Genomic DNA, 22,699 nt, shown 5'->3' on the forward strand with positions numbered 1-22,699 from the left:
CTTATTCAAATAGTATTTAGATTTCGGTCTTTGTTATTTTTACATAGGACAGCAAATCGTATCTTTGACGCTCATCAAAATCAGCAAAAATGTATAAATCAGTAATCAGAAAAGTTTTATTTAAATATGATCCAGAAAAAGTACACCACTTTACTTTTTCGACAATCAAAAAAATGGCTAAACTTCCTGGTTTTTCTGCTATTGCAGGTTCATTATATCAAGTAAATGATCCAAGATTGGAACGTGAAGTTTTTGGTCTAAAGTTCAAAAATCCAGTTGGTCTTGCCGCTGGTTTTGATAAGGATGCCAAATTATATAAGGAATTATCTGATTTTGGTTTTGGCTTTATAGAAATAGGTACGCTTACGCCAAAAGCACAAGATGGAAATCCTCCACAAAGACTTTTTAGATTGATTGAGGATAGTGCCATTATAAATAGAATGGGCTTCAATAATGGTGGAGTAGATGCTGCGGTTCTTCGCTTAAAGCAAAATAAAGGAGTCTTGATTGGTGGAAATATTGGTAAAAATAAATTGACGCCAAATGAAGATGCGACAAAAGATTACCAAATTTGTTTTGAAGCTTTGTTTGATTATGTCGATTATTTTGTGGTGAATGTAAGTTCACCAAACACTCCAAATCTTCGCGCTTTGCAAGATAAGGAACCACTGACCGCTTTGTTACAACAACTTCAAGATGATAATAATAGAAAGTCAAATCCAAAGCCAATTCTCTTGAAGATTGCTCCAGATTTGACCGATTCTCAGTTGATGGATATTATTGATATTGTAAATTCGACCAAAATTGCAGGAGTTATTGCTACCAATACAACCATTTCACGTGAAGGTCTGAAGTCTGAGAATCAAAAAGAAATGGGTGGTCTTAGTGGGCTTCCTTTAAAGAACAAATCTACAGAAGTTATCAGATTTTTATCAGAAAAAAGCAATAAATCATTTCCAATTATTGGAGTAGGAGGTATACATTCTGCCGATGATGCACTTGAAAAATTAGAAGCTGGCGCATCTTTAATTCAACTTTATACAGGATTTATTTACGAAGGTCCTGCATTAATCAAAGAAATTAATTTGAAATTGTTAGCTCAAAAATCCTAATATATACTTGGTTGCTAGTCCAGTTACAATAGCAATTCCAAAACTTAATAGAGTTCCAATCAAAACATATTCGGTTAACTTTCTGTCTTTTGATTTGGTCAAGTCGCCAAATCTGAAAATAGATTTTGCGGCAAGCAGAAATCCAATTGCCGAAAACTGTCCTATTAGTATAAATAAAAATATAAACAACCTTTCTAAAATTCCAATATAAGTTCCTGCGTTTTCAAGATCTTGTTTAGTATCATTGGTGTTTGGAGTCCAAATGGAAATTAAATTTTTAATTGTGATAGAGGCAGGAACAGTCAAAAAAAGTAGTGCGGTCAGAATTGGCCAAAACTGTGGAACCAAACTGTAGTTATTGATTATTATATTGTCATACAGGATTATAAGAAAAAGGATACTAAATATGTGGAGAATTTGATCTATTAAAAACCAAATACGTTTTGTTACTTCGCTTTGCAAATACAGCTTTAACAGGTCGATTAGAATATGAATTACTCCAAGTAAAATTGCGTACGGAATAAATTCTATCCTGAAAACCAATACCATTAATAGCAAGGTGTGGACTAAGAAATGAAAATATAGAAACTTACTTTTTATTTTTCTTTTTTCCTTATTTTTTACCCACGAAGTTGGTTGCAGTAAAAAGTCGCCCATCAAATGCGCCAGTAATATTTTAAATAGTAAAATCATACCAATCGTTTTTCTATTGTTTCACGAAAGTACTTCTCGAATTTCATAATTAAATCAAAGTGCGATCTGTGACTTCGTCTGCTCACCGATGCTTGTTTTATATTTAATTTTAAACCCAATTCCTTTTGCGTAAGCGTTGGATTTTCAATTGCCGCAACCACGAATTCTGCAGATTGCTGTGGCCAACTGTCCATCACGGTCAATGCTAAATGAAGCATCAAATTTAGAGTTTCATCAATGGTAGGATTGGAAGTTTTTATGCCCATGGTGATTTTATCCTTTTTTAGGGAATCAAAAACCTGACCTGCATTTATGAACACTTTTCCAGAATTTTCAGAAATTTTTAAATTAGATTTTGACTTGTCGCCAATTCCTATTCCCATACGTGCATCCATTTTCATAGATTTTAAAAAAGCCTTAATTCGGATTGCCGCAATAAGTGCGTCCTTAGGGTCTTTAATTTCAATTTGAAATGAATCGCCCCGATATATTTGCCAGTCTTTTTGCTCGGTTGTTAATTGCCCTAGTAATCCTTTCAAATCTTCGATCCAAACGGTAGTTTGTATTTTCTGAGACCCTATAATATCACCTGTTATAATGCTTGTCATTCTCAAAGATAATTATTTAGTTGTGCTATACTGCAAAATGTTCAAAATTTACTAATTCAAATATATTACATATTTGTGTAATAACTTCAATTATTACGTTTTTATGTAATAATTAATAATATTACGCCTTTCTGTAATAATTCTATATAGTGCGCATTTATGTAATAATGTGTACTAATATACTATTGTGTAATAATTCTGAATACTAATGGCGACTTGTTTAAACTTTTGAATGTTTATAATAAATTTTTAATCATGAAATGCAAATTATCAATTCCTTCAAAAAGAATTGTAGACAAATTTCATGATTTCTATTTCTTTAGTATCTTTGAACCCCTATGAAAGATGTAAAAATAATTGAGTGCCCTCGTGATGCGATGCAAGGAATAAAAACATTTATTCCTACAGCCCAAAAGCTAGATTATATTCAGTCACTACTTCGCGTTGGTTTTGATACCATTGATGTTGGTAGTTTTGTCTCGCCAAAGGCCATTCCGCAAATGCAGGACACTGCAGAGTTACTTTCACAAATTGATCTTTCAAATACTAGAAGCAAACTTCTGGCAATTATCGCCAATGTAAAAGGTGCCGAAATGGCGGCTGAATGGGATACAATTGATTATTTAGGTTTTCCATTCTCCATATCTGAAAATTTTCAAATGCGCAATACCCATAAAACTATTGCCGAATCGTTAGTTGCTTTGGAACAAATTCTAGAAATCACCTATAAAAGCAATAAAGAATGCGTCGCATATCTTTCTATGGGCTTCGGAAATCCTTATGGCGATCCGTGGGATGTAGAAATAGTAGGTGAATGGACCGAAAAACTTTCCAATATGGGTGTAAAAATTCTTTCGCTTTCCGATACCGTTGGAAGTTCGACTCCAGAAGTAATCGACTATTTATTTTCGAATTTAATTACAAAATACCCAAATATCGAATTTGGAGCCCATTTGCACACTACCGCCGATAAGTGGTACGAAAAAGTTGATGCTGCATACAAGGCAGGATGTGTTCGCTTTGATGGTGCAATTCAAGGTTTTGGCGGATGTCCAATGGCCAAAGATGATTTGACCGGAAATATGCCCACTGAAAAATTACTCTCATACTTTACCGCCGAAAAAGTAAATATCAATCTTAATCCTATGAATTTTGAAAGCGCTTACAACGAAGCGACCAAACTATTTTCGGTTTATCATTAATTATTAGAAGTTTTGGAAATGTAAGCAATCAAAGATAATTTACTAAATATTTTTTTGTATATTTGCACGCAATTAATCCACAACTTCTAATTGCAGCATGAACGCACACACTACCAAAATCATCGGCGAAGGTCTAACTTACGATGACGTACTACTTGTTCCACACTATTCTGAAGTTTTGCCACGTGAAGTGAGCATTAAAACTAGATTCTCAAAAAATATAACGCTAAATGTTCCTGTGGTTTCTGCAGCGATGGATACTGTTACCGAAAGTGCAATGGCAATCGCTATGGCTCGTGAAGGTGGTATCGGCGTTTTGCATAAAAACATGACTATCGAGCAGCAATCAACTATGGTAAGACGCGTAAAACGTGCCGAATCAGGTATGATTATCGATCCTGTTACTTTAACTTTGACCGCAACGGTAGGAGATGCAAAAAATGCAATGAAAGAATTTAGCATTGGTGGAATTCCAATTGTCGATGATAATAGAGTGCTTAAAGGAATTGTTACCAATCGTGATTTGCGTTTTGAAAAGAACAATTCGCGTCCAATTGTCGAAGTAATGACTACCCAAAACCTTGTTACTGTTGCCGAAGGTACTTCTCTAGAAGAAGCCGAAGTTGTACTTCAAGGACATAAAATAGAAAAACTTCCAGTTGTAAATACAGATTACAAATTAGTAGGTCTAATTACTTTTAGAGACCTTACCAAAATTGCTCAAAAGCCAATTTCCAACAAAGATGCTTTTGGCCGACTACGTGTTGCTGCTGCAATTGGCGTAACTGCCGATGCTATCAAAAGAGCCGAAGGGCTTGTAAATGCAGGTGTTGATGCAATTATAATCGATACCGCTCACGGACATACTCGTGGCGTTGTAGAGGTTTTGAAATTAGTAAAAAGCACTTTTCCACAAATAGATGTCATCGTTGGAAACATCGCAACTCCCGAAGCTGCCTTGTATCTTGCAGAAAATGGCGCCGACGGTGTAAAAGTTGGAATTGGTCCTGGATCAATTTGTACAACGAGAGTTGTTGCCGGAGTTGGTTTTCCTCAGTTTTCTGCAGTTTTGGAAGTTGCCGCTGCCTTAAAAGGTACTGGAATTCCTGTAATTGCCGATGGTGGTATTCGCTACACTGGTGATATTCCCAAAGCACTTGCTGCCGGAGCAGATTGCGTAATGTTGGGTTCATTGTTGGCCGGAACCAAAGAATCTCCGGGCGAAATGATCATCTACGAAAGCCGTCAGTACAAATCATACCGCGGAATGGGTTCTGTGGAGGCGATGAAAGAAGGGTCAAAAGATCGTTATTTCCAAGATGTTGAAGATGACGTGAAAAAATTGGTTCCAGAAGGAATCGTTGGCCGCGTTCCGTACAAAGGTGAGCTTGCAGATAGTATGCAACAATTTATCGGAGGTTTGCGTGCTGGAATGGGTTATTGCGGATCCAAAGATGTGGCAACACTTCAAGAAACTGGTCGCTTTGTTCGAATTACTGCTAGCGGAATCAACGAAAGTCACCCGCACGACGTTACAATTACCAACGAAGCTCCGAATTATTCTAGATAATTTTAAGAAATTCAATTTATATAAAAAAACTCCTGTTTTCTAAATAGGAGTTTTTTGTTTAAAATAGTAATGAGATTTTCAATTTTTATTTGGGCGAGCCCTGCGCCACGACGTCTTCGGTAAAATTGATGTTTTTCGTAGGCTTGGTCAGGCTATTCGTTCCCAATCTTTATTGTAGCTTCTGCTCCGCAAAGCCACAACAAAGGATTTGCTTCGCCAGTTCGCTTCGCTCGGGTTCACTGCTATCCTTCTCGCAAAAGCGTGGTTGATCAAGAGCCTTTACGTTGTTTGGAAAAGAAACCAAGTTTAAACTATATCGAAATATTTTTTAGTATTCGTTTTTTTAATTCAATAAAAAAATAGCTTTCATTGCTTTCATCGACTGCTTCAAAATTGATTTCAAAATCAGTATTAGATTTACTTAACGGAGATATAAATGATATGTAATATTCAGTACGCCAATTTTTGAACTTTGAAAATTCAGAGTTTGATTCTATTAGTTTATCGATATCCCGAGAAGACAAGCCGTCGAAATTTTCGATAAATTTCTGTATTTCTGCCTTTTGCGTTGAGTTTATGTTATTGAAATCTCCTTCTAGAATAAAAAAAGTCTCTTTACTAAATGGCTTAATTTTCTTGTGAAAATTCTAATTTACAGATTTGGCTAAATCTTTTTCTCGTGTTTTATCACTTTCGATCCTTCCAAAAAAAACATCATTCTTGATAATTTTTTCACCGAAAAGCAAATCTAATACTCCCATACTTTTTCTATGTTTTAATTGTGAATGCGAGAAAATTTAAAATTGAATTTTAAATTAAACTAACTCTTTTGAATATTTTCGTAGCAATTTAGCTTTCATTGATTAGTTTTTATCAAATATAGAAGTTTTGGAAATTCGGTTTCGATTTTCTTATAATCCATTTTGCCATGAATATCGTTGTCGCCATATTCGAGACCTACACTAATTAAACTTTCAAGGGTAATAAATGATTTAGCGTCAAGTTTATTTGTGATTTTTATGAAATTATTTTCACCAAGTTTATAAATAATCTGTGTCAGTATAGAACCAAGTTCATAACAACCTGCTCCGCCGCCACATTCAAAATGAAGTAAAGTCACGAGAGAATCTGCGTCACCTTTTAATGTTTTCCGTATTAGTTTTTGGAGTTTCTGATTATCTTAGAGACTTTGATTTTCGGAAAGTGCATGCCCGATAATTATGCCTTCAACTTGGCTTTGGTTACACGAGTTAAAGATAAATACAATAAGCAATGATCCCAGTATTTTTATAATCGAGATTCTCATTATATGTTAATGTTTAAAAGTACGCCCAATTATAGGATAAATCTGTAGTGGTATTCTAAGTGGAAATCAAACTCGCCAATAGCTTCTTATTCCCAACAACCCACAAAATGTCATCTTTTTCCAAAACCATATTAGATTCTGGATTCAAGATTCTATTGCCATGACGTTCAATTCCTACCACAAGACCTTCTGTCTTCTCTCTTAATTGAGATTGACTGATACTTTTGCCAATAAACTCCTCGTTGGTCAGTTCTAGTTGCTGAAGTACAATCTGACTTTCCTTTTTACTTTCTGCAGGCATGATTTCTTTACGCTTCAAGTAGCTTGAGAATTCTTTAATCTGATCGTCTGTTCCAATCACACACAGCTCATCTCCTGGAAAGATACGTTCAGTTCTATTTGGAATATTGATGGTAATTTCTCCCCGTTTTATAAAGGCTATATTTATTCCAAATTCCTCTCTTAACCTTAATTCGAATAGACTTTTACCAACTATATTCGATTCTATGGCGATTGTAAAGAATGTCATGTGTCCATCCCAAGGTGTCAAATCACTTAATCTTCGGTCTTTTTTAATCTCTCTAGCATTAAAGTTTCTAAGGAAGTGACTTTCTATAACAGGATACATATTTTTCAGTTTCTTCGGAAGAATTAAGTAGGCTGCCAAAGCAATAATTAATGCAATTAATGCGACAGTAGGCGAGAAGAAAGCATTAAGTAGAAGTCCCAAATAGAATATTGCAATTGCTATCCTCATAAGGATCAATACCCAAATCGGTCCGCGATATTTTCTGATAAGCATTAATTCAGTAACCTCTTTCACCGCAATTCTTCGTAGAGAAAGTGCCCATAAAAAGGGCGAAATGACTATTAGGGTAATAACAGCACCTATTGCATTTCCAAAATTAGATCCTATAGTTAATGGTAGAATAAATTTTGACGAAAGTAAAATAAGAGCAACTATAATTACCGAATTTATTACTACTTGAACGATATAAGCTCTCAAAATTATGCGCCACTTACTCACCGACTTTATTGCCTGCGTGTTGGCACTGTATCTATCAATACGTTTAATCCATTTTTTTGGTAATTTTCGGTGTAGAAATTTCGAAAAAGGGGTAGAAAGTTTCACCATAAAAGGCGTGGTAAATGTTGTCACCGCCGATACTGCCACGACAATTGGATACAAAAAATTACTAGTTACAGCCAATGTAGTTCCTAAAGTAGCAATGATAAAGGAGAACTCTCCAATTTGTGCCAAACTCATTCCAGTTTGCACCGACTCTTTTAGGGGCTGCCCCGAAATAAGCGCTCCTAACGTAGAACTTACTGATTGCCCAAAAATGGTTACAAATGTCAAAATCGCCACAGGTAAAGCGTACTCATATAAAGTGGCTGGATCAATTAACATTCCCACAGATACAAAGAAAATTGCACCAAAAAGGTCTTTTACTGGCTTTACAAGATGCTCAATATGTTCTGCTTGGGTCGTTTCTGCGATAATAGAGCCCATAATAAACGCTCCCAAAGCTGGAGAAAATCCAACTCCCGCAGCAAAAATTACCATCATCAAACAAAGTGCAATTGATACGATCAGAAGCATTTCATCTGTTAGTAAATTCTTCGCTTTCTTGAGAAGTGTGGGTATAAAAAATATTCCCCCCACAAACCAAGCAATCAAAAAGAAGATGAGTTTTAGTACCGACTGAAATAATTCTTCTCCAGAAAATTGCTGACTTACGGCAATGGTGGATAGCAAAACCATCATCAAAATCGCTAGAATGTCTTGTACTACAAGAGATCCAATTACGATTCCAACAAATTTCTGACCTTTTACTCCCAGCTCATCAAAGGTTTTTAGAATAATCGTGGTACTGGAAATGGATAAAATTACACCGAGAAATATGCTGTCCATTGAATTCCAACCCATCGCAGTACCTACAAGATACCCAATGGCAACCATTGCTATAATTTGCGTGACGGCAGTGATACTAGCGGTACCGCCGACTTTCATCAATTTTTTAAAACTGAATTCTAGTCCTAAACTAAATAGCAGAAAGATAACTCCAATTTCTGCCCAGACTTCTACGCTGTGCATATCACTAATGGAAGGAAAAAAATCAAAGTGATTTCCTGCCAGAAATCCTGCAATCAAATACCCGAGTACTAGCGGCTGTTTAATTTTTTTAAATAAAATAACAGAAACAGCAGCGGTCATCAAAATGAGCCCCAAATCAGTGATAAGAGGCTCTAGATTACTTGTAGTTTCTGCAACAGTTTGAACTAAACTCATTGGTGTATTTGGTGCTTGTTTTTAATATTTAAAAATATTCGACTTCACAAAATTTAGAAATAAATTATATTCCTAGGTAATTTGAAGGTGTAATTTCTAACAATTCTGCCTTGATGTCATCAGATACACTTAAGTTATTGATAAACTCGTGCATTGACGCTTTATTGACTGTCGTATTTTTGCGGGTCAAATCTTTTAGTGCTTCGTAAGGATTTGGATAGCTTTCGCGTCTCAAAATCGTCTGAATTGCTTCGGCTACCACCGCCCAGTTATTTTCTAAGTCTTCAGCAAATTTAGCTTCGTTGATTAGAAGTTTGTTTAAACCCTTCAAAGTTGCTTCAAATGCAATTAGTGTATGTCCAATAGGCACACCGATATTTCTTAAAACTGTACTATCGGTTAAATCTCTTTGAAGTCTAGACAAAGGTAATTTTGCCGAAAGGTGCTCAAAGATCGCATTCGCAATTCCTAAGTTTCCTTCTGAATTTTCAAAATCAATAGGATTTACTTTATGTGGCATCGCAGAAGATCCAATTTCTCCAGCTTTTATTTTTTGTTTAAAATACTCCATCGACACATAAGTCCAGACATCTCGGTCGAGATCCATAACAATTGTATTGATACGCTTTAAGGCATCAAAATAGGCAGCAAAATGGTCGTAGTGCTCAATTTGAGTGGTTGGAAATGAATGGTGAAGTCCTAAAGTGTCTTCAACAAAGTGATTTCCGAATTTTTTCCAATCGATATTTTTATAAGCGACTTTGTGCGCATTGTAATTTCCTGTCGCTCCACCAAATTTGGCAGCAAACGGAATTTGGAACAAAAGATTCATCTGCTCCTCAAGTCTCACCACAAAAACGTCAAGCTCTTTACCCAAACGAGTAGGAGATGCTGGTTGCCCGTGAGTTCTTGCCAACATTGGAACATCTTTCCATTCTTCTGCAAGCTCATTTAATTTAGCGATAAGCGACATTAAAGATTTTAAATAAACATCTTCAAATGCTTCTTTTGCCGAAAGCGGAATGGCAGTATTGTTAATATCTTGAGAAGTCAATCCAAAGTGAATAAACTCTTTATAATCTTGTAAATCTAAAGCATCAAAAGCATCTTTTATAAAATACTCAACCGCTTTTACATCGTGGTTAGTGGTTTTTTCAATCTCCTTTATGGCAGCAGCATCTTCGGAAGAAAAATTTCTGTAGATATCACGAAGGCTTTCAAATTTTGATTCATCAACATTCTTAAGTTGCGGCAATGGAATTTCGCACAGAGCGATAAAATATTCAATTTCAATGCGCACACGGTACTTGATAAGTGCCTCTTCTGAAAAATAAGGTGAGAGTGAAACCGTTCTGCTTCTGTATCTTCCATCAATTGGAGAAACAGCATTTAAGTCTGTCAAAGTGATCATTTTCTGCTTGTTTTGGATTGCAAGCAAATATAACTTCTACGATTCATAAATGAAAGTTGTAACCGGTCAAATTTCATAATAATATCATAAAAAAGTTTCTCTGACCCTGATTGATTGGCTACTTTTGCGATCAAATTTTTATAGTATGGTGGATATCGAATATCTGAATTTTCTGGAAAATATTTTAACTAACGAAAGAAAAGCTAGATTCACATCGGTTCTTGCCGAGCGCACAAATCATTTTACAATTGCAGTTGAAGATATATTTCAAATGCACAATGCGAGCGCTGTAATGCGCAGTTGTGAAGTATTTGGAATTCAGAATCTAAATGTTGTGGAAGAAAAATACGGAAAGACAATTGATAAAGAAATTGCGATGGGTGCTCAAAAATGGGTAGACATCAACCGCTATGATTCTATTGGCGACTGCATTAAAAGTTTGAAAGCTAAGAATTACCAAATAGTTGCTACCACACCACATAAAGACGACTGCTTACTGCAGGATTTTGATATATCAAAACCATCTGCTCTATTTTTCGGTACCGAAAGAAATGGATTGTCTCAAGAAGTTCTTGATGCCGCAGATGCTTTTGTAAAAATTCCGATGGTTGGATTTACTGAAAGTCTAAATATCTCAGTTTCGGCAGCAATCATTATTCAGAATATTATGGAAAGGCTGAAAAGGTCTGATATTGATTGGAAATTATCCAATGAGGAAATTCTAAATTTACGCCTGCAGTGGGCCAAGAGTTCGATAAAAGATATTAAAAGAATCGAAGAGCGCTATTATCAATAATTACTTCTTCAGAATTCTATATTCCTCGTAGCAGTCGCTAATAGCGTCAAGAATTTGAAGGTCATTGGCCGTTCTTATAAAAGACTCACTATAATTGCAACGCGCCATAATTTCGGGAATTTCATTCTTATCAATTCCCAATAAAACTGCAACAGTTTCTCGGTCAAATTTGGACGCAAGCAGATTTCGAACAGTATCATCTTTTTTCATTGACTTTAACTTCCGAAGTTCTTTATTTTTATTTCCAAAGAAATTGTAAAGAGCATCAGCAGGATTAAAGATGGAACCCAAAACCTTACCAAAAGCTCCAGGCGAATATTGTCCGGCTTCATATCCTTGCGGAAGGCCAGAAATACTATATCTGTAATTCTCGTTGATCGGGATTAATTTTGAATCTACTTCTAGGTATCCTGTGAGTTTATAAGGAATAATTATAACTTCTTCAAGTGCAATAGCTTTCTCTGTAAGTTGAATGGTAGTAGTTTTATTCTTAATCCAGTCATTAGTAACTCGGACGGTCAGAGAATTAAATCCTAATAGAGAAATGTGCAGCGTATCATTGAGAGAAGCTCTCAGCTCAAAGTAACCAAGGTTGCTAGTTTGGGTACCAACAACTTTATTTAGATTTATAATATTAGCGCCAGCAACTGCCATCTTTGTATCAAAACTAATAATGTTTCCTGATATTGTTTGAGGAGAAATTTCTTGTGCAGCTAAATGTAAGAAACTTGCTATAAAAAAAAAGAAGACTACAAAATATCTCATACCTATTTTTAAAAGGCTAAATGTACTTAAACACTCTTAGATATCTTGTAGTCTGCTTATAATTGTTGAAAAATTAACACATTACTGTATTAGCTTTTTCTAGGTCTTCTTGCGCGATCTGATGATCCGTCATCTGATCTCCTTGGAGCTCTATCTGATGAACCTTCTGAAGCTCTTCCAAAAGATTCTGATCTGCGAGGGGCACGATCACGATCTGACGAAAATCCGCTTTCACGACGTGGTGCTCTACTGAAACCACCATCTCTTGATGGTGAAGACGATCCTCTATCAGATCTAAATCCTCCACCGCCACCGCTTCTGCTTCCGCTATCTCTTCTCGGGCCAAAACTTCCACCGCCACCACCAGAACTACGTCCGTTGTGATCACGTCTTCCGCTTCCACCACCACCTTCGTTCTTAGAGATCTCTACGTTGATTCTTCTGCCTTCTAGTTCAACGTTATTAAGGATTTCCATCACTTTATCGCTGTGCTCATTGTCAGTATTAAAGAAAGAGAATCCCTCTTTAACGTCAACTTTATAAACATCATCGCGTCCTAGATCCAAAGTTTCTTTAAGGAAATCTTTTAGCGTCATCCAATCAAAGTTGTCTCTACTTCCAATGTTAAGGAAATAACGAGTCGCTCCGTTGTTGCTAGAAGATGAAGATCCACTATCTGGTCTACGTTCTCCTGCTGATTGAGACGATAAATCTCTGTTTTTCTTGTAGTAAGTAATGAAACGGTTAAATTCAACAGAAACCATTTTCTGAATTAGCTCTTCTTTTGTAAGATCAGCCAAAACTGCATTGATCGCTGGTAAGTATCCTTCGATTCCTGCATCTACTTCTACATCTTTTATCTTGTTTGCAAGGTGCAACATTTGAGTTTCACAGATTTCTTCTCCAGATGGAACTTGTTTTTCTGTAAATTTTTGCTGTATAATTCTTTCAATAGAAGAAATTTTACGCAATTCACTTTTTGTTACAATTACAATTGATGTACCTAATTTTCCTGCACGACCTGTACGGCCAGAGCGGTGATTGTAAGTTTCAATTTCGTCAGGAAGTTGGTAATTTACTACGTGAGTAATATTATCAACGTCAATTCCACGAGCTGCAACGTCAGTAGCAACAAGCATTTGGATTTGTTTTCCTCTAAAAGATTTCATTACACCATCACGCTGTGCTTGAGATAAATCTCCGTGCAAAGCTGCTGCGCTGTAACCATCTTCTACTAGTTTTTCTGCTACTGCTTGAGTATCTCTTTTTGTTCTACAGAAAATAACCGCAAAAATGTTAGGGTTACTATCTGCCAATCTTTTTAGAGCTTCGTAACGATCTCTTGCATTTACTAAGTAAAATTCGTGAGATACTGTTGAAGATCCTGAATTTTTAGTTCCTACAGTAATTTCGATAGGATCGTGCATAAATTGTTTTGCAATACGAGCAACCTCTTGTGGCATCGTAGCAGAAAACAACCAAGTACTTTTTGAGTCAGGAGAAGTTGAAAGAATGTTTACGATATCTTCGTAGAATCCCATGTTCAACATTTCGTCTGCCTCATCAAGAATGCAATAGTTGATTTTTGAGATATCAACCAACCCACGGTTGATCATATCTTGCATTCTTCCTGGAGTTGCTACAATAATTTGAGCTCCTCTTTTGATGTCTCTTGCTTGTTCTGAGATGCTTGCACCACCATAAACCGCTACTACATTAATACCTTTTTCGTATTTTGAGTAGTCTTTAATTCCGTTGGTAATTTGCAAACATAGTTCGCGTGTTGGAGATAAAATTAACGCTTGTGTATTTCTGTTGCTCGCGTCGATCTTTTGTATTAGCGGAAAACCAAAAGCTGCCGTTTTCCCTGTCCCTGTCTGAGCCAACGCAACCATATCAGTATCTTTTTCCAATAATAGGGGAATCGCTTTCTCCTGTACTTCAGTCGGACTTTCAAATCCTAGATCTAAAATCGCCTTCAGTAACGATTCACTTAATCCTAATTGTTCAAATTTATTCATATATGTATTTAAAATAGGGTGCAAAGGTACACCATAAAACTTTTAAATACTAACGCATTTTGTCTTATTAATTTTTTATTATCTATTGACAGTCAATAAGTTAATTTTTTAAGAACTCGATCAACTCCTTGATTGCAATTCCGCGATGACTTACTGCCGCCTTTTCCTCCATCGAAAATTGCGCAAAACTGCGCTCAGAACCTTCTGGAATAAAAACGGAATCATAACCAAAACCTTGACTCCCAATTCGATTGGTAGATATGCGTCCTCTTACAATCCCTTCAAATAAATAGGTTTCTTCTCCGAGATTTAATGCAACGATTGTTTTAAATTGTGCTGAGCGATCTTCAATACCTTCTAATTCTCTTAACAGTTTGTCAATGTTATCCTCGCTATTGCAATGTTCTCCGGCATATCGGGCTGAATAAACGCCGGGCGCGCCATTCAATGCCGCAACCTCAAGACCGGTATCATCCGCAAAACAATCAAGCTGATAATTGTTCTTTACAAAATTTGCTTTAAGAATAGCATTCCCTTCAATTGTATCTGACGTTTCGGGAATCTCGGTCGTACAACCTATTTCTTTTAGTCCCTTAATCGTGATGCTTTGCGGCATCAACTGTGCAATTTCTTGAATTTTATTTTTATTGGAAGAGGCAAAAACTAAGATCATATATATAAGGTAAAGCAATTTCGCGTAAGCGTGATTATTTTTGAAGTGCTAAGGTAAGTAGAAAAAAACTTTCTTTTAGCGCGTAAACTTGATGGGGAATTCCTGCTGGAAGGACAATCATCTTACCCACTGTGAGTTCGCTTTTTTGATTTTCAGTTTCAAAAATAAGCGACCCTTGCAAAACCTGAACGGTAAGCGCGGCTGTGGCACTGTGCTTTTTCATTGCGGCGTCGGGCTGAAGTCCGATAATAACCATACATAAAAAGTCGTTTTTAAAAATCGTTAGACTATTACGATCGCTTTTTGTCCAAGCTTCTTCCGATTTTATTTGACTGATAAGTGCGTCTATATCAAAGGTCAACATTTCCTGATTGAGTACTCTTTCACCTTCGGGTCTTTGTCTAGTAGCCTTAACAGTAGATTGTGACGGACTAATTAAATTTTTTTCGCTTGCTTTGGAGAGGGAGTTTAAATTGAAGATTGCCGTCATCTCTTGCGAAAATGCAGAGTTGTTACTAAGGTCAGACGAGATTAAAATACCTCTAATATGATTTTGATCAGACGAAATGGCATAGATCGTAATTTCCTCCAACGGATCAAATAGACTCGCAGCAGTATACTGTCCGTCAATTGTAAATTCGTCAGGTGTGATTATCGAAGTTCCCGCACTGTGCAGCAAGCCATTGTCACCAAAGCTGAAACTGACCGTATATCCTTGTGATCGAAGGTTTTGAAGAACTTCGGAAAATGGTAGAATCGAACTCATAAAAAATATTTTTTTTGGAAATTACCAGATTTACAATTAATTTCAAATGAAAAGAATTTCAAGGCTAAAAGCAGTTCAATTTACGTCAATTTATTTCAAATTTAAGCAGAATCGTCATCAATTAAAGTTGTGCTCAAAAGATTTTTCATAAAAAAAAGCCCTTCAATCTATATCGATGAAGAGCTTTTCTAATTTTTATTTTTAAGGCTTTTGCCAAAATTATTCAAATTATAAACTGCTGCTAACTACACCGTAAGTCGAACAAAAACGTGCTTAATTCCTTTTTTGTCTGATTCTCTCTCGTCAATTTCTAAAATATCTTTCATTGATTTCAACATCGGTGTCAGTTTGGCAAACCCGTAATTTCGAGCATCAAATTCTGGTCTAATTCTCACAATCATATTTCCAACATCGCCCAGAAACGCCCAACCATCATCGTCGGCAATGTCTTCGATGGTCGTTCCGATCAATTCGATAATATCGTCATCAATTTTACTCAGCGCCTTGACTGGAATTTTTTCGACAGTTTTCGCAGACTTTTTCTTAGAGTCTGGATCTAAAGAATTTGACGGTGCTTTCTTAGTTTTCTTCTTGGTAGCGCCATCAAGAACTTCGATATAAATAAACCGATCACAAGCTGCAATTAGCGAATTTGGAGTTTTCTTTTCACCAATTCCAATCACTTTCATCCCAGATTCTCTTAGTCTTATGGCCAATCTCGTAAAATCGCTATCGCTAGAAACGATGCAGAAACCATCTAATTTTCCGGTATATAATAAATCCATCGCATCAATAATTAGTGCCGAATCAGATGAATTTTTCCCAATTGTGTAACTATATTGCTGCACCGGCGTAATGGCGTGCTCTAGCAAAACGTTTTTCCAACCGTTCGCATTTGGCTTGGTCCAATCAGCATAAATTCGTTTTGTAGTTGGCGAACCAAATTTCGCAATTTCCTCCATCATCCCTTTCACATTGCTGTACGGCACGTTATCGGCATCGATTAATACGGCAAGCTTTAATTCTGTATTATTATTCATTCTGAAATATTCGATTTGTAATTCTTCAAATATACAAATGATTTTGTTGCAAGACGATTTAGATTTTGGCATTTAGAATATTTTTTTGAAGCTTTCTCCCGCTTTACTCTACAATCTTGGGGAGGAATTTGCCGCATCAATCGGCATTCAAGGAGCTTCCGCTGGTCGCTCTTGCTTGCCGCTGTTGCAAAAAGGCAAATTCCTCCCCAAGGATTTCCGTTTCAATCGGGGCTAAAAAACTCCGAAATTCGTATACCACAAGTATTTAAAATAGAGATAATAAGGAGCTTATTTGAACTTAAAAGAGGTCATTGTTAAAATATTATGGTTTTAGATATTTTTATACATTTTAATATATTATTTTTGCACTCGAAAATGTGAGACTAAATTTCACATAAAGAATTTAACTGCATTATGGCTAAAGATTTATTCGAAAGAATTCAAAACAGTAGAGGACCGCTAGGTAAGTGGGCTTCTCAAGCGGAAGGTTATTATGTTTTCCCAAAATTAGAAGGAGAACTTTCTAATAGAATGATGTTTCACGGAAAAGAGGTAATCAATTGGAGTATCAATGATTATCTAGGTTTGGCAAATCATCCAGAAGTTCGAAAGGTAGATGCAGAGGCTGCTCAATTATATGGAGCGGCTTACCCAATGGGTGCGCGAATGATGAGTGGTCACACTAGCAAACACGAAGAGTTGGAGCAAAATCTTGCTTCATTTGTAAATAAAGAATCAGCATATTTATTAAATTTTGGCTATCAAGGAATGGTTTCGACTATTGATGCATTGGTAACCAAGAATGATGTTATTGTATACGACGTCGATTCGCACGCTTGTATTATTGATGGTGTTCGTTTGCATATGGGCAAGCGTTTTACTTACAGACACAACGACATCGAAAGTATCGAAAAAAATCTTGAGAGAGCTACAAAAATGGCCGAGGTAACTGGGGGAGGAATCCTTCTTATTACCGAAGGTGTTTTTGGGATGCGCGGACAGCAAGGAAAGCTTAAAGAAATTGTTGCTCTAAAAGAAAAATACAATTTCAGATTGCTTGTAGATGATGCTCACGGTTTCGGAACTCTGGGTAAAACTGGAGCTGGAGCAGGTGAGGAGCAAGGCGTACAAGATCAGATTGATGTATACTTCGGAACTTTTGCCAAATCAATGGCAAGTATCGGAGCATTTATAGCTGCAGACAAAGTGATCATCGATCACCTAAAATACAACCTAAGATCGCAAATGTTTGCAAAATCATTACCAATGATTTTGGTTCTAGGTGCACTTAGACGTCTTGAAATGTTGAAAACTATGCCAGAACTTAAAGCAAAACTTTGGGAAAACGTGAATGCGTTGCAAAGCGGGCTTAAAGCAAATGGTTTTGATATTGGTGATACTAATACTTGTGTAACTCCTGTGTATCTTAACGGTAGTATTCCAGAGGCAATGATGCTGGTAAATGACCTTAGAGAAAATTACAATATCTTTTTGTCAATTGTGATTTATCCAGTAATTCCAAAAGGAATTATCTTGCTAAGAATGATTCCAACTGCTTCTCATACGATGGAAGACATTAGAGAAACACTTGACGCTTTTGTTGCGGTGAGAGGAAAGTTACTCGCTGGAACGTATGCCGAGCTTGCAGCCGAAAAAACTGTAGACGTTAGCGAAGAGAGATAGACTACTCATATTCTAAATATTAATAAAGTCGCTTTTAAATCTTAAAAGCGGCTTTTTTTTTTGGACGCTGTAGGCAAATTAAAATTCTCTTTATAAATTTTAACTAGCGCACTGCTAATTGAAGAGTTAAAAATCGCACTGGAATCTCTTCCACTCAAATCTAATTAAATAAAATTTTCTAATGGAAATTCACAATACCAAAACCCTCACAATTTCGCAATTGGAGCAAATAAATAATTTGTGGAATTCTGAATTTCCCGTAAACTTAGAAGGCCGATTTGAAAACTTGTTAGATAAGGTAGAAAATTACAATCATTATTTGATTGAAGAAAGTAACCAAGTTCTAGCTTGGGCCGCAGTTTTTGAAAAAGATCAAGAAATACGATTTTCACTTATTGTAAAAAGCTCACAGCAACGTAAAGGATTGGGGACACTTTTGCTCAACAGACTTAAGCGTGATTTGGGAGAATTCTACGGTTGGGTAATTGATCACCATGACTATGTCAAGCAAAATGGGGAGCTTTACAATTCGCCGCTATCTTTTTATAGAAAAAATGGTTTCGAAGTTCTGGATGATATTCGGTGTGATTCAGAACTTATTATCGGAGTAAAAATTAAAAATCCAGTAAAAGTATTTGCGGAGACAAAGCGATTTATCCTCAGAGAAATACTTCCTTCGGATATCGACGGAATGTTTGAACTAGATTCTGACCCAGCGGTACATCAATTCTTGGGCAATAATTCTGTAAGTTCAGTTGAGCAAAGTATTGAGTCAATAAGATATATCAGGCAACAATATATTGATCATGGCATTGGTCGCTGGGCAATTATTGACAAGAATACGAAAGAATTTGTCGGTTGGACTGGCCTCAAATTTATAACTGATAATTATAACAATCATCAAAACTGCTACGATCTAGGTTACCGTCTTATCAAAAGGTATTGGGGCCAAGGAATTGCTACCGAAACCGCAATTGCCTCAGTAAAATATGCTTTTGAAAAACTTGATGTAGATGAAATCTTTGCCATGACCGACTCTGAAAATCACTCCTCACAGCGGATTCTACAAAAAGTAGGACTTCGTTATGTCGAAACTTTTAACCACGATGGCATTCAGCACAATTGGTTCGAGATTAGTAGAAGAGACTATCAGAATAAGAAATCGTCGTAAACTTAAAAAATGAAGTTTAAAGCATTCGAGTCGGCAAAAATTTCAATTGACTTGCAATGCTTTGTACCTTTATGACTTCAATTGAGACGGAATGCCTTTGCTAGAGCTGTAAAAAAGCTTAGTTTTCAAATTCTACTTCATTTTTCTAAGAATGTTCTTTCGGCGAAAGCCAAAAAAATCTACGCAATATATAGGATAAAGATCTATCTCTTCATGGAGAAATGTCCTCTAAATTCTTGACCATTTTCGCGTTGCACCATAAACCAATAATCTGTAGACGGTAGACGCTTTCCGTTGAGAGTACCATCCCAACCGTAATCTTTGGATAAAAGTTCCTTGATTAATTTGCCATAACGGTCAAAAATGTACACCTTAATATTAGGTTCTGCTTTGGCAAAATTGATGTGCCAAGTATCATTTATTCCATCGCCGTTGGGAGTAAAGAAATGTGGGTAATTGAGTAAGTGAACAGTTTTCCTTACAATGCCACAACCATAAATGTTTTTGACAAATACTTCGTACGAGCCTTCTTTTAAATTACTGAAGGTATTACTAACTTGATATGTGATATTGTCTAAGGAATAGTGATAATCTGCTGGATTTCCACTCAGTAAAACCACGGTAATGGTGTTTTCAGAAAATGTCCAATCGGAAGTATTTATGCTAGCAATTTCAGATGCAGACGAGCTTTTTATCACAATAGTGTAGGTGGCGGGACAGGTAATAAGTGTGCCATATTTTTTTGTGACTTCCAATGTATAGATGCCTGCGGATGTTACTGAGATTGTCGAAGTGGTTTCGCCTGTTGACCATAAATAACTATTCATTCCTGCATCTGCCGAAATTGTCACGGGATTGCCGTCACATAACGCATATTCCATTTTCATAGTGAGTTTAGGATATGGTTTTACTATGATTTCGAAGCTAGTTGTTTTATAACAATCACCAGCCAATCCTTTAAGACGCACGTAAATTGTTTTTGTGGAGGATAAATATTGGAAAGGTAGAGCGTTTGTTCCTGCTTGTGCGTTGGCTAAGCTAGAATGATAGGTTATTTGCAAATCATTCGGATTTTGCGATCCGAGTACCGCAGCATTTTGTAATGATAGATCAAATAAATATTGATTGTCATTATCGGCATCGTCGCAAACCACGATATCGTCTGGTTTTGTGATATCGAATGGCTCTGGCAAATTGACCACATCTACAATTTGCGTTACAATATTTCCGCAGGATTGCTGCACTTGAAATTTGTAAATAGCAGGCTCCAGTCCCAAAAATATATTGCTTTCGCCATTGTCTACTATAAATGGCACTCCATTTTTTTCGATTATTTTATATGTAAAAGGAGGGATGCCATCAGTAATTATCTGAATAGCAAAGGTGCTTCCATCGCAAGAAACTTTTATTACATCTAGAATAGAGAAGTTTTCCGTTACTGTAAATTCCTTTACAACATTAAAACATAGAAGTAGAGGGGGACCATCTGGAGGTCCGATAGCGTTATAAACTTTTAATAATCTAAAATCTCCAAAAGTGGTAATGAAATTTGTTAGAACGCCACTAATTACAGCCATGGAATTTAGACTGTTGGGAGGAGTACCTTCTACATTTACTACAGATGTTAGGGGATGACCCCAAGTATTTGTGATGGGATTGAGCCGTTGCAAATAGAATATATTTACCGCATCTGAGTTTAAAAGTTCGGTGTATCTTAATTTAAAAGCACCACAAAACCTGGTGATATCAAGCGTTTCTTCCAAAACTATTTGTTGTTGAACTTTGAATTTTACGGTGTGTTCTTTTCCGCAAGAATCTACAACTAGCAAAGTGTAATCTCCTTGAGGCAGTGTATTATATATAAAGGCACCTGCAGCATTAATTTCGGCAGCTGCATTATAGGGTAGTGCGTGCTCAAAAAGTTCAGGCGCCGCGGTAATATTTACCGATACAACAGTATTTCCACCATTGGCGGTTATTTTGAAAGATGCTGTAGTATCATCACAGTCGGGCCTACTTTCAGAAGTTAGGGAAGATGTGATTGGTAAAGCGAAAGTAAACGGTACTGTGTGTTCTTCTCCGCAGTCATCAATAAATTGTACAACATAATCCCCACTGACAAGGTTATTTAGAACTAATGTTTTTGCGCTTAGAACATAAAATGGCATCAAGTCAGCGGGAAGCGGGAGCGGAAAGCTGGGCGGAGCATCAATCATCTGCGCACTTACGATTGATCGTGGCGGTATGCTAACATTTACATTGGCAAATAATGGAGTACAACCGTTCTCGGGAATTATACTAATAGAAGGTTTTACTAGCGGAGCCATCAATTCTATTTCGTGGGTTGCAATATTACCGCAGGCGTCGGTAATTTTTACACTATAAATTCCCGATGGAACAGGAACGGTAGCAGAACCAAATTTCACTGTTCCGTCCGAAAAAGTAGGATAATTGGCATTTAGTGCCGCTGGATCAAAACCTTGTGGAGCGGTCAAAAATTCCATAGTGTAGGGTCCGAGGAATTTGGATGTAAAGACCTTTAAATAAAATTGGCCACAAAGTGCTATTTCTGGAGATTGTAGCACCGCCAAGCCATCCTCAATTACACCAGTCTGAGTTACAATTTCGCCGCAAGGATCGGTTGTAGATACCGTATAGGTATAAGCTTGGCCAATATAAAAAGGTATAGTTGCAGTAACGAAATTGCCACTGTTTATAGTTTGTGTCACAATAATTGGAGTGCTGTTATCTGGAGGATAGATAGTATATAAAAATGTAAGCGGATAAGCTAGTGGGACAGTACCCGAAAGGATGATAGTGTTTTTTATACTAATAGAATTACAGCTTGGAAGCGGTACATCATCATATACGGCCGCAAGAATTTGCAAACTTGCTCCTGTGCTTATTACTGTACAGGGTTGCACCAACGCTTCGCCGCAATTATCAAAAACTCTTATTTGATATGCGCCTGCAGGTACATTGGTAAAAATATTACTCGATTGAAGTGGTCTTGTTATTGGACCAGAAAGAATTTCGAAAAAGGCAGCATTTCCTTCACTAACTGCTACTGTTATCGTTCCTCCAATAATACATTGACTTCCTGTTGCAGAAACTGTAAAGACGAGAGGTGTAATTAATTTGTCAATTGTAATTTCTTGTTGTTCTGTATTCGAATTACCGTTGAGTGTTTGGGTGGCTATTACAAGATAATTTCCACTAACTAATCCTGTCAACAATCCTGTAGATTGCGAGGCAATTGGTGTAGTGTTGTTTGGAAGTTTGTAAGTTTTGTAAATAATAGTTGCGTCTGTTGAAACGCCCGAAGTGTCAAAAGTCAGCGTGCCATTTCCAGTACAAGTTTCATCCGTTTTTGTAACAGTTAAAGTAAAACTTGATAGTTGAGCAGAAGCAATTTGCACAATGAAAAAAAATAAAAATAGAAACGCGATGAATTTTTTGAACATACGTTTTCAAAAATTTATTAATTTATGGATTATTCGTTGTTAAATAACTCTTGTATCTGTGGATTATTTACTTGTTATTCCGAATTAAATCCAGAAAAAATCTATAAAATATTATTTATTAATTT

At 36.5% G+C, this 22,699-nt stretch carries 17 protein-coding genes; 6 read left to right on the plus strand and 11 right to left on the minus strand.

Features of this window, described 5'->3' with window-relative positions; all coding sequences use genetic code 11:
* The first annotated feature begins 89 nt into the window (after positions 1 to 89).
* Entirely contained in the window at positions 90 to 1,112 is a 1,023-nt protein-coding gene (locus SBO79_RS08290) for a quinone-dependent dihydroorotate dehydrogenase (RefSeq protein WP_318639953.1), read from the plus strand.
* On the opposite strand, the gene SBO79_RS08295 is transcribed toward SBO79_RS08290, so the two are convergent.
* Both SBO79_RS08295 and SBO79_RS08300 read right to left on the minus strand, forming a co-directional pair.
* Complete coding sequence (locus SBO79_RS08295) at positions 1,095 to 1,805, minus strand: DUF3307 domain-containing protein (RefSeq protein WP_318639954.1); 711 nt, start codon at positions 1,803 to 1,805, stop codon at positions 1,095 to 1,097. The genes SBO79_RS08290 and SBO79_RS08295 overlap by 18 nt on opposite strands.
* Positions 1,802 to 2,413: a hypothetical protein gene (locus tag SBO79_RS08300; RefSeq protein WP_318639955.1), complete on the minus strand. Its 612-nt coding sequence runs from the start codon at positions 2,411 to 2,413 to the stop codon at positions 1,802 to 1,804. The genes SBO79_RS08295 and SBO79_RS08300 overlap by 4 nt, the downstream gene beginning before the upstream one ends.
* A 338-nt stretch (positions 2,414 to 2,751) precedes the next feature.
* On the opposite strand from SBO79_RS08300, the gene SBO79_RS08305 reads away from it, so the two are divergent.
* The gene (locus SBO79_RS08305; protein WP_318639956.1) at positions 2,752 to 3,615 is read left to right on the plus strand and encodes a hydroxymethylglutaryl-CoA lyase; all 864 of its coding nucleotides are present in this window, start codon (positions 2,752 to 2,754) and stop codon (positions 3,613 to 3,615) included.
* Positions 3,616 to 3,712: 97 nt separating this feature from the next.
* Positions 3,713 to 5,185 (plus strand): IMP dehydrogenase, encoded by a 1,473-nt coding sequence (guaB, locus tag SBO79_RS08310; protein WP_318639957.1) that lies wholly within the window; start codon positions 3,713 to 3,715, stop codon positions 5,183 to 5,185.
* A gap of 856 nt (positions 5,186 to 6,041) precedes the next feature.
* Here the strand turns inward: guaB and SBO79_RS08315 are convergent.
* The 3 genes from SBO79_RS08315 to purB form a co-directional block, all read right to left on the minus strand.
* Positions 6,042 to 6,305 carry a hypothetical protein gene (locus tag SBO79_RS08315; protein ID WP_318639958.1) on the minus strand — a complete coding sequence of 88 codons (264 nt, stop codon included), beginning with the start codon at positions 6,303 to 6,305 and terminating at the stop codon, positions 6,042 to 6,044.
* Between the two features lie 241 nt (positions 6,306 to 6,546).
* The gene (locus SBO79_RS08320) at positions 6,547 to 8,784 is read right to left on the minus strand and encodes a cation:proton antiporter domain-containing protein (protein ID WP_318639959.1); all 2,238 of its coding nucleotides are present in this window, start codon (positions 8,782 to 8,784) and stop codon (positions 6,547 to 6,549) included.
* Positions 8,785 to 8,848: 64 nt separating this feature from the next.
* On the minus strand, positions 8,849 to 10,195 hold the full coding sequence (purB, locus tag SBO79_RS08325; RefSeq protein ID WP_318639960.1) for an adenylosuccinate lyase: 1,347 nt from the start codon (positions 10,193 to 10,195) through the stop codon (positions 8,849 to 8,851).
* Positions 10,196 to 10,340: 145 nt separating this feature from the next.
* Between purB and SBO79_RS08330 the strand changes: the two genes are divergently transcribed.
* Positions 10,341 to 10,991, plus strand: a complete 651-nt coding sequence (locus tag SBO79_RS08330; protein ID WP_318639961.1) for a TrmH family RNA methyltransferase — start codon at positions 10,341 to 10,343, stop codon at positions 10,989 to 10,991.
* Here the strand turns inward: SBO79_RS08330 and SBO79_RS08335 are convergent, their stop codons facing one another.
* The 5 genes from SBO79_RS08335 to SBO79_RS08355 all read right to left on the minus strand — a co-directional run bounded on the left by SBO79_RS08335 (position 10,992) and on the right by SBO79_RS08355 (position 16,256).
* Positions 10,992 to 11,756, minus strand: a complete 765-nt coding sequence (locus SBO79_RS08335; protein ID WP_318639962.1) for a carboxypeptidase-like regulatory domain-containing protein — start codon at positions 11,754 to 11,756, stop codon at positions 10,992 to 10,994. It abuts the gene before it with no gap.
* Positions 11,757 to 11,845: 89 nt separating this feature from the next.
* A complete protein-coding gene (locus tag SBO79_RS08340; RefSeq protein ID WP_318639963.1) occupies positions 11,846 to 13,777 on the minus strand; it encodes a DEAD/DEAH box helicase in 1,932 nt (643 codons plus the stop codon).
* Positions 13,778 to 13,877: 100 nt separating this feature from the next.
* Positions 13,878 to 14,450, minus strand: coding sequence for a non-canonical purine NTP diphosphatase (locus SBO79_RS08345; protein WP_318639964.1), 573 nt, complete (start codon positions 14,448 to 14,450; stop codon positions 13,878 to 13,880).
* A gap of 34 nt (positions 14,451 to 14,484) precedes the next feature.
* Entirely contained in the window at positions 14,485 to 15,216 is a 732-nt protein-coding gene (locus SBO79_RS08350; RefSeq protein WP_318639965.1) for a cupin domain-containing protein, read from the minus strand.
* A gap of 245 nt (positions 15,217 to 15,461) precedes the next feature.
* Positions 15,462 to 16,256, minus strand: coding sequence for an NYN domain-containing protein (locus SBO79_RS08355; RefSeq protein WP_318643493.1), 795 nt, complete (start codon positions 16,254 to 16,256; stop codon positions 15,462 to 15,464).
* Positions 16,257 to 16,670: 414 nt separating this feature from the next.
* On the opposite strand from SBO79_RS08355, the gene SBO79_RS08360 reads away from it, so the two are divergent.
* Together SBO79_RS08360 and SBO79_RS08365 are read left to right on the plus strand one after the other, a co-directional pair.
* Entirely contained in the window at positions 16,671 to 17,939 is a 1,269-nt protein-coding gene (locus tag SBO79_RS08360) for a cysteate-C-fatty acyltransferase (protein WP_318639966.1), read from the plus strand.
* Positions 17,940 to 18,120: 181 nt separating this feature from the next.
* Positions 18,121 to 19,110, plus strand: coding sequence for a GNAT family N-acetyltransferase (locus SBO79_RS08365; RefSeq protein ID WP_318639967.1), 990 nt, complete (start codon positions 18,121 to 18,123; stop codon positions 19,108 to 19,110).
* A gap of 203 nt (positions 19,111 to 19,313) precedes the next feature.
* Here SBO79_RS08365 and SBO79_RS08370 read toward each other — a convergent pair whose 3' ends face one another.
* Positions 19,314 to 22,574, minus strand: coding sequence for a T9SS type B sorting domain-containing protein (locus SBO79_RS08370; RefSeq protein WP_318639968.1), 3,261 nt, complete (start codon positions 22,572 to 22,574; stop codon positions 19,314 to 19,316).
* Between the last annotated feature and the right edge of the window lie 125 nt (positions 22,575 to 22,699).

Source organism: Flavobacterium ardleyense, assembly GCF_033547075.1.
GTDB lineage: Bacteria > Bacteroidota > Bacteroidia > Flavobacteriales > Flavobacteriaceae > Flavobacterium > Flavobacterium ardleyense_A.

Bases quoted from the DNA above. Each gene is read 5' to 3' on its own strand.
- SBO79_RS08295 (WP_318639954.1), bottom strand. From the start codon at position 1,805: ATGATTTTACTATTTAAAATATTACTGGCGCATTTGATGGGCGACTTT.
- SBO79_RS08345 (WP_318639964.1), bottom strand. From the start codon at position 14,450: ATGATCTTAGTTTTTGCCTCTTCCAATAAAAATAAAATTCAAGAAATT.
- SBO79_RS08360 (WP_318639966.1), top strand. From the start codon at position 16,671: ATGGCTAAAGATTTATTCGAAAGAATTCAAAACAGTAGAGGACCGCTA.
- SBO79_RS08340 (WP_318639963.1), bottom strand. From the start codon at position 13,777: ATGAATAAATTTGAACAATTAGGATTAAGTGAATCGTTACTGAAGGCG.
- SBO79_RS08370 (WP_318639968.1), bottom strand. From the start codon at position 22,574: ATGTTCAAAAAATTCATCGCGTTTCTATTTTTATTTTTTTTCATTGTG.
- SBO79_RS08350 (WP_318639965.1), bottom strand. From the start codon at position 15,216: ATGAGTTCGATTCTACCATTTTCCGAAGTTCTTCAAAACCTTCGATCA.
- SBO79_RS08365 (WP_318639967.1), top strand. From the start codon at position 18,121: ATGGAAATTCACAATACCAAAACCCTCACAATTTCGCAATTGGAGCAA.
- SBO79_RS08330 (WP_318639961.1), top strand. From the start codon at position 10,341: ATGGTGGATATCGAATATCTGAATTTTCTGGAAAATATTTTAACTAAC.
- SBO79_RS08355 (WP_318643493.1), bottom strand. From the start codon at position 16,256: ATGAATAATAATACAGAATTAAAGCTTGCCGTATTAATCGATGCCGAT.
- SBO79_RS08300 (WP_318639955.1), bottom strand. From the start codon at position 2,413: ATGACAAGCATTATAACAGGTGATATTATAGGGTCTCAGAAAATACAA.
- SBO79_RS08335 (WP_318639962.1), bottom strand. From the start codon at position 11,756: ATGAGATATTTTGTAGTCTTCTTTTTTTTTATAGCAAGTTTCTTACAT.
- SBO79_RS08320 (WP_318639959.1), bottom strand. From the start codon at position 8,784: ATGAGTTTAGTTCAAACTGTTGCAGAAACTACAAGTAATCTAGAGCCT.
- SBO79_RS08305 (WP_318639956.1), top strand. From the start codon at position 2,752: ATGAAAGATGTAAAAATAATTGAGTGCCCTCGTGATGCGATGCAAGGA.
- purB (WP_318639960.1), bottom strand. From the start codon at position 10,195: ATGATCACTTTGACAGACTTAAATGCTGTTTCTCCAATTGATGGAAGA.
- guaB (WP_318639957.1), top strand. From the start codon at position 3,713: ATGAACGCACACACTACCAAAATCATCGGCGAAGGTCTAACTTACGAT.
- SBO79_RS08290 (WP_318639953.1), top strand. From the start codon at position 90: ATGTATAAATCAGTAATCAGAAAAGTTTTATTTAAATATGATCCAGAA.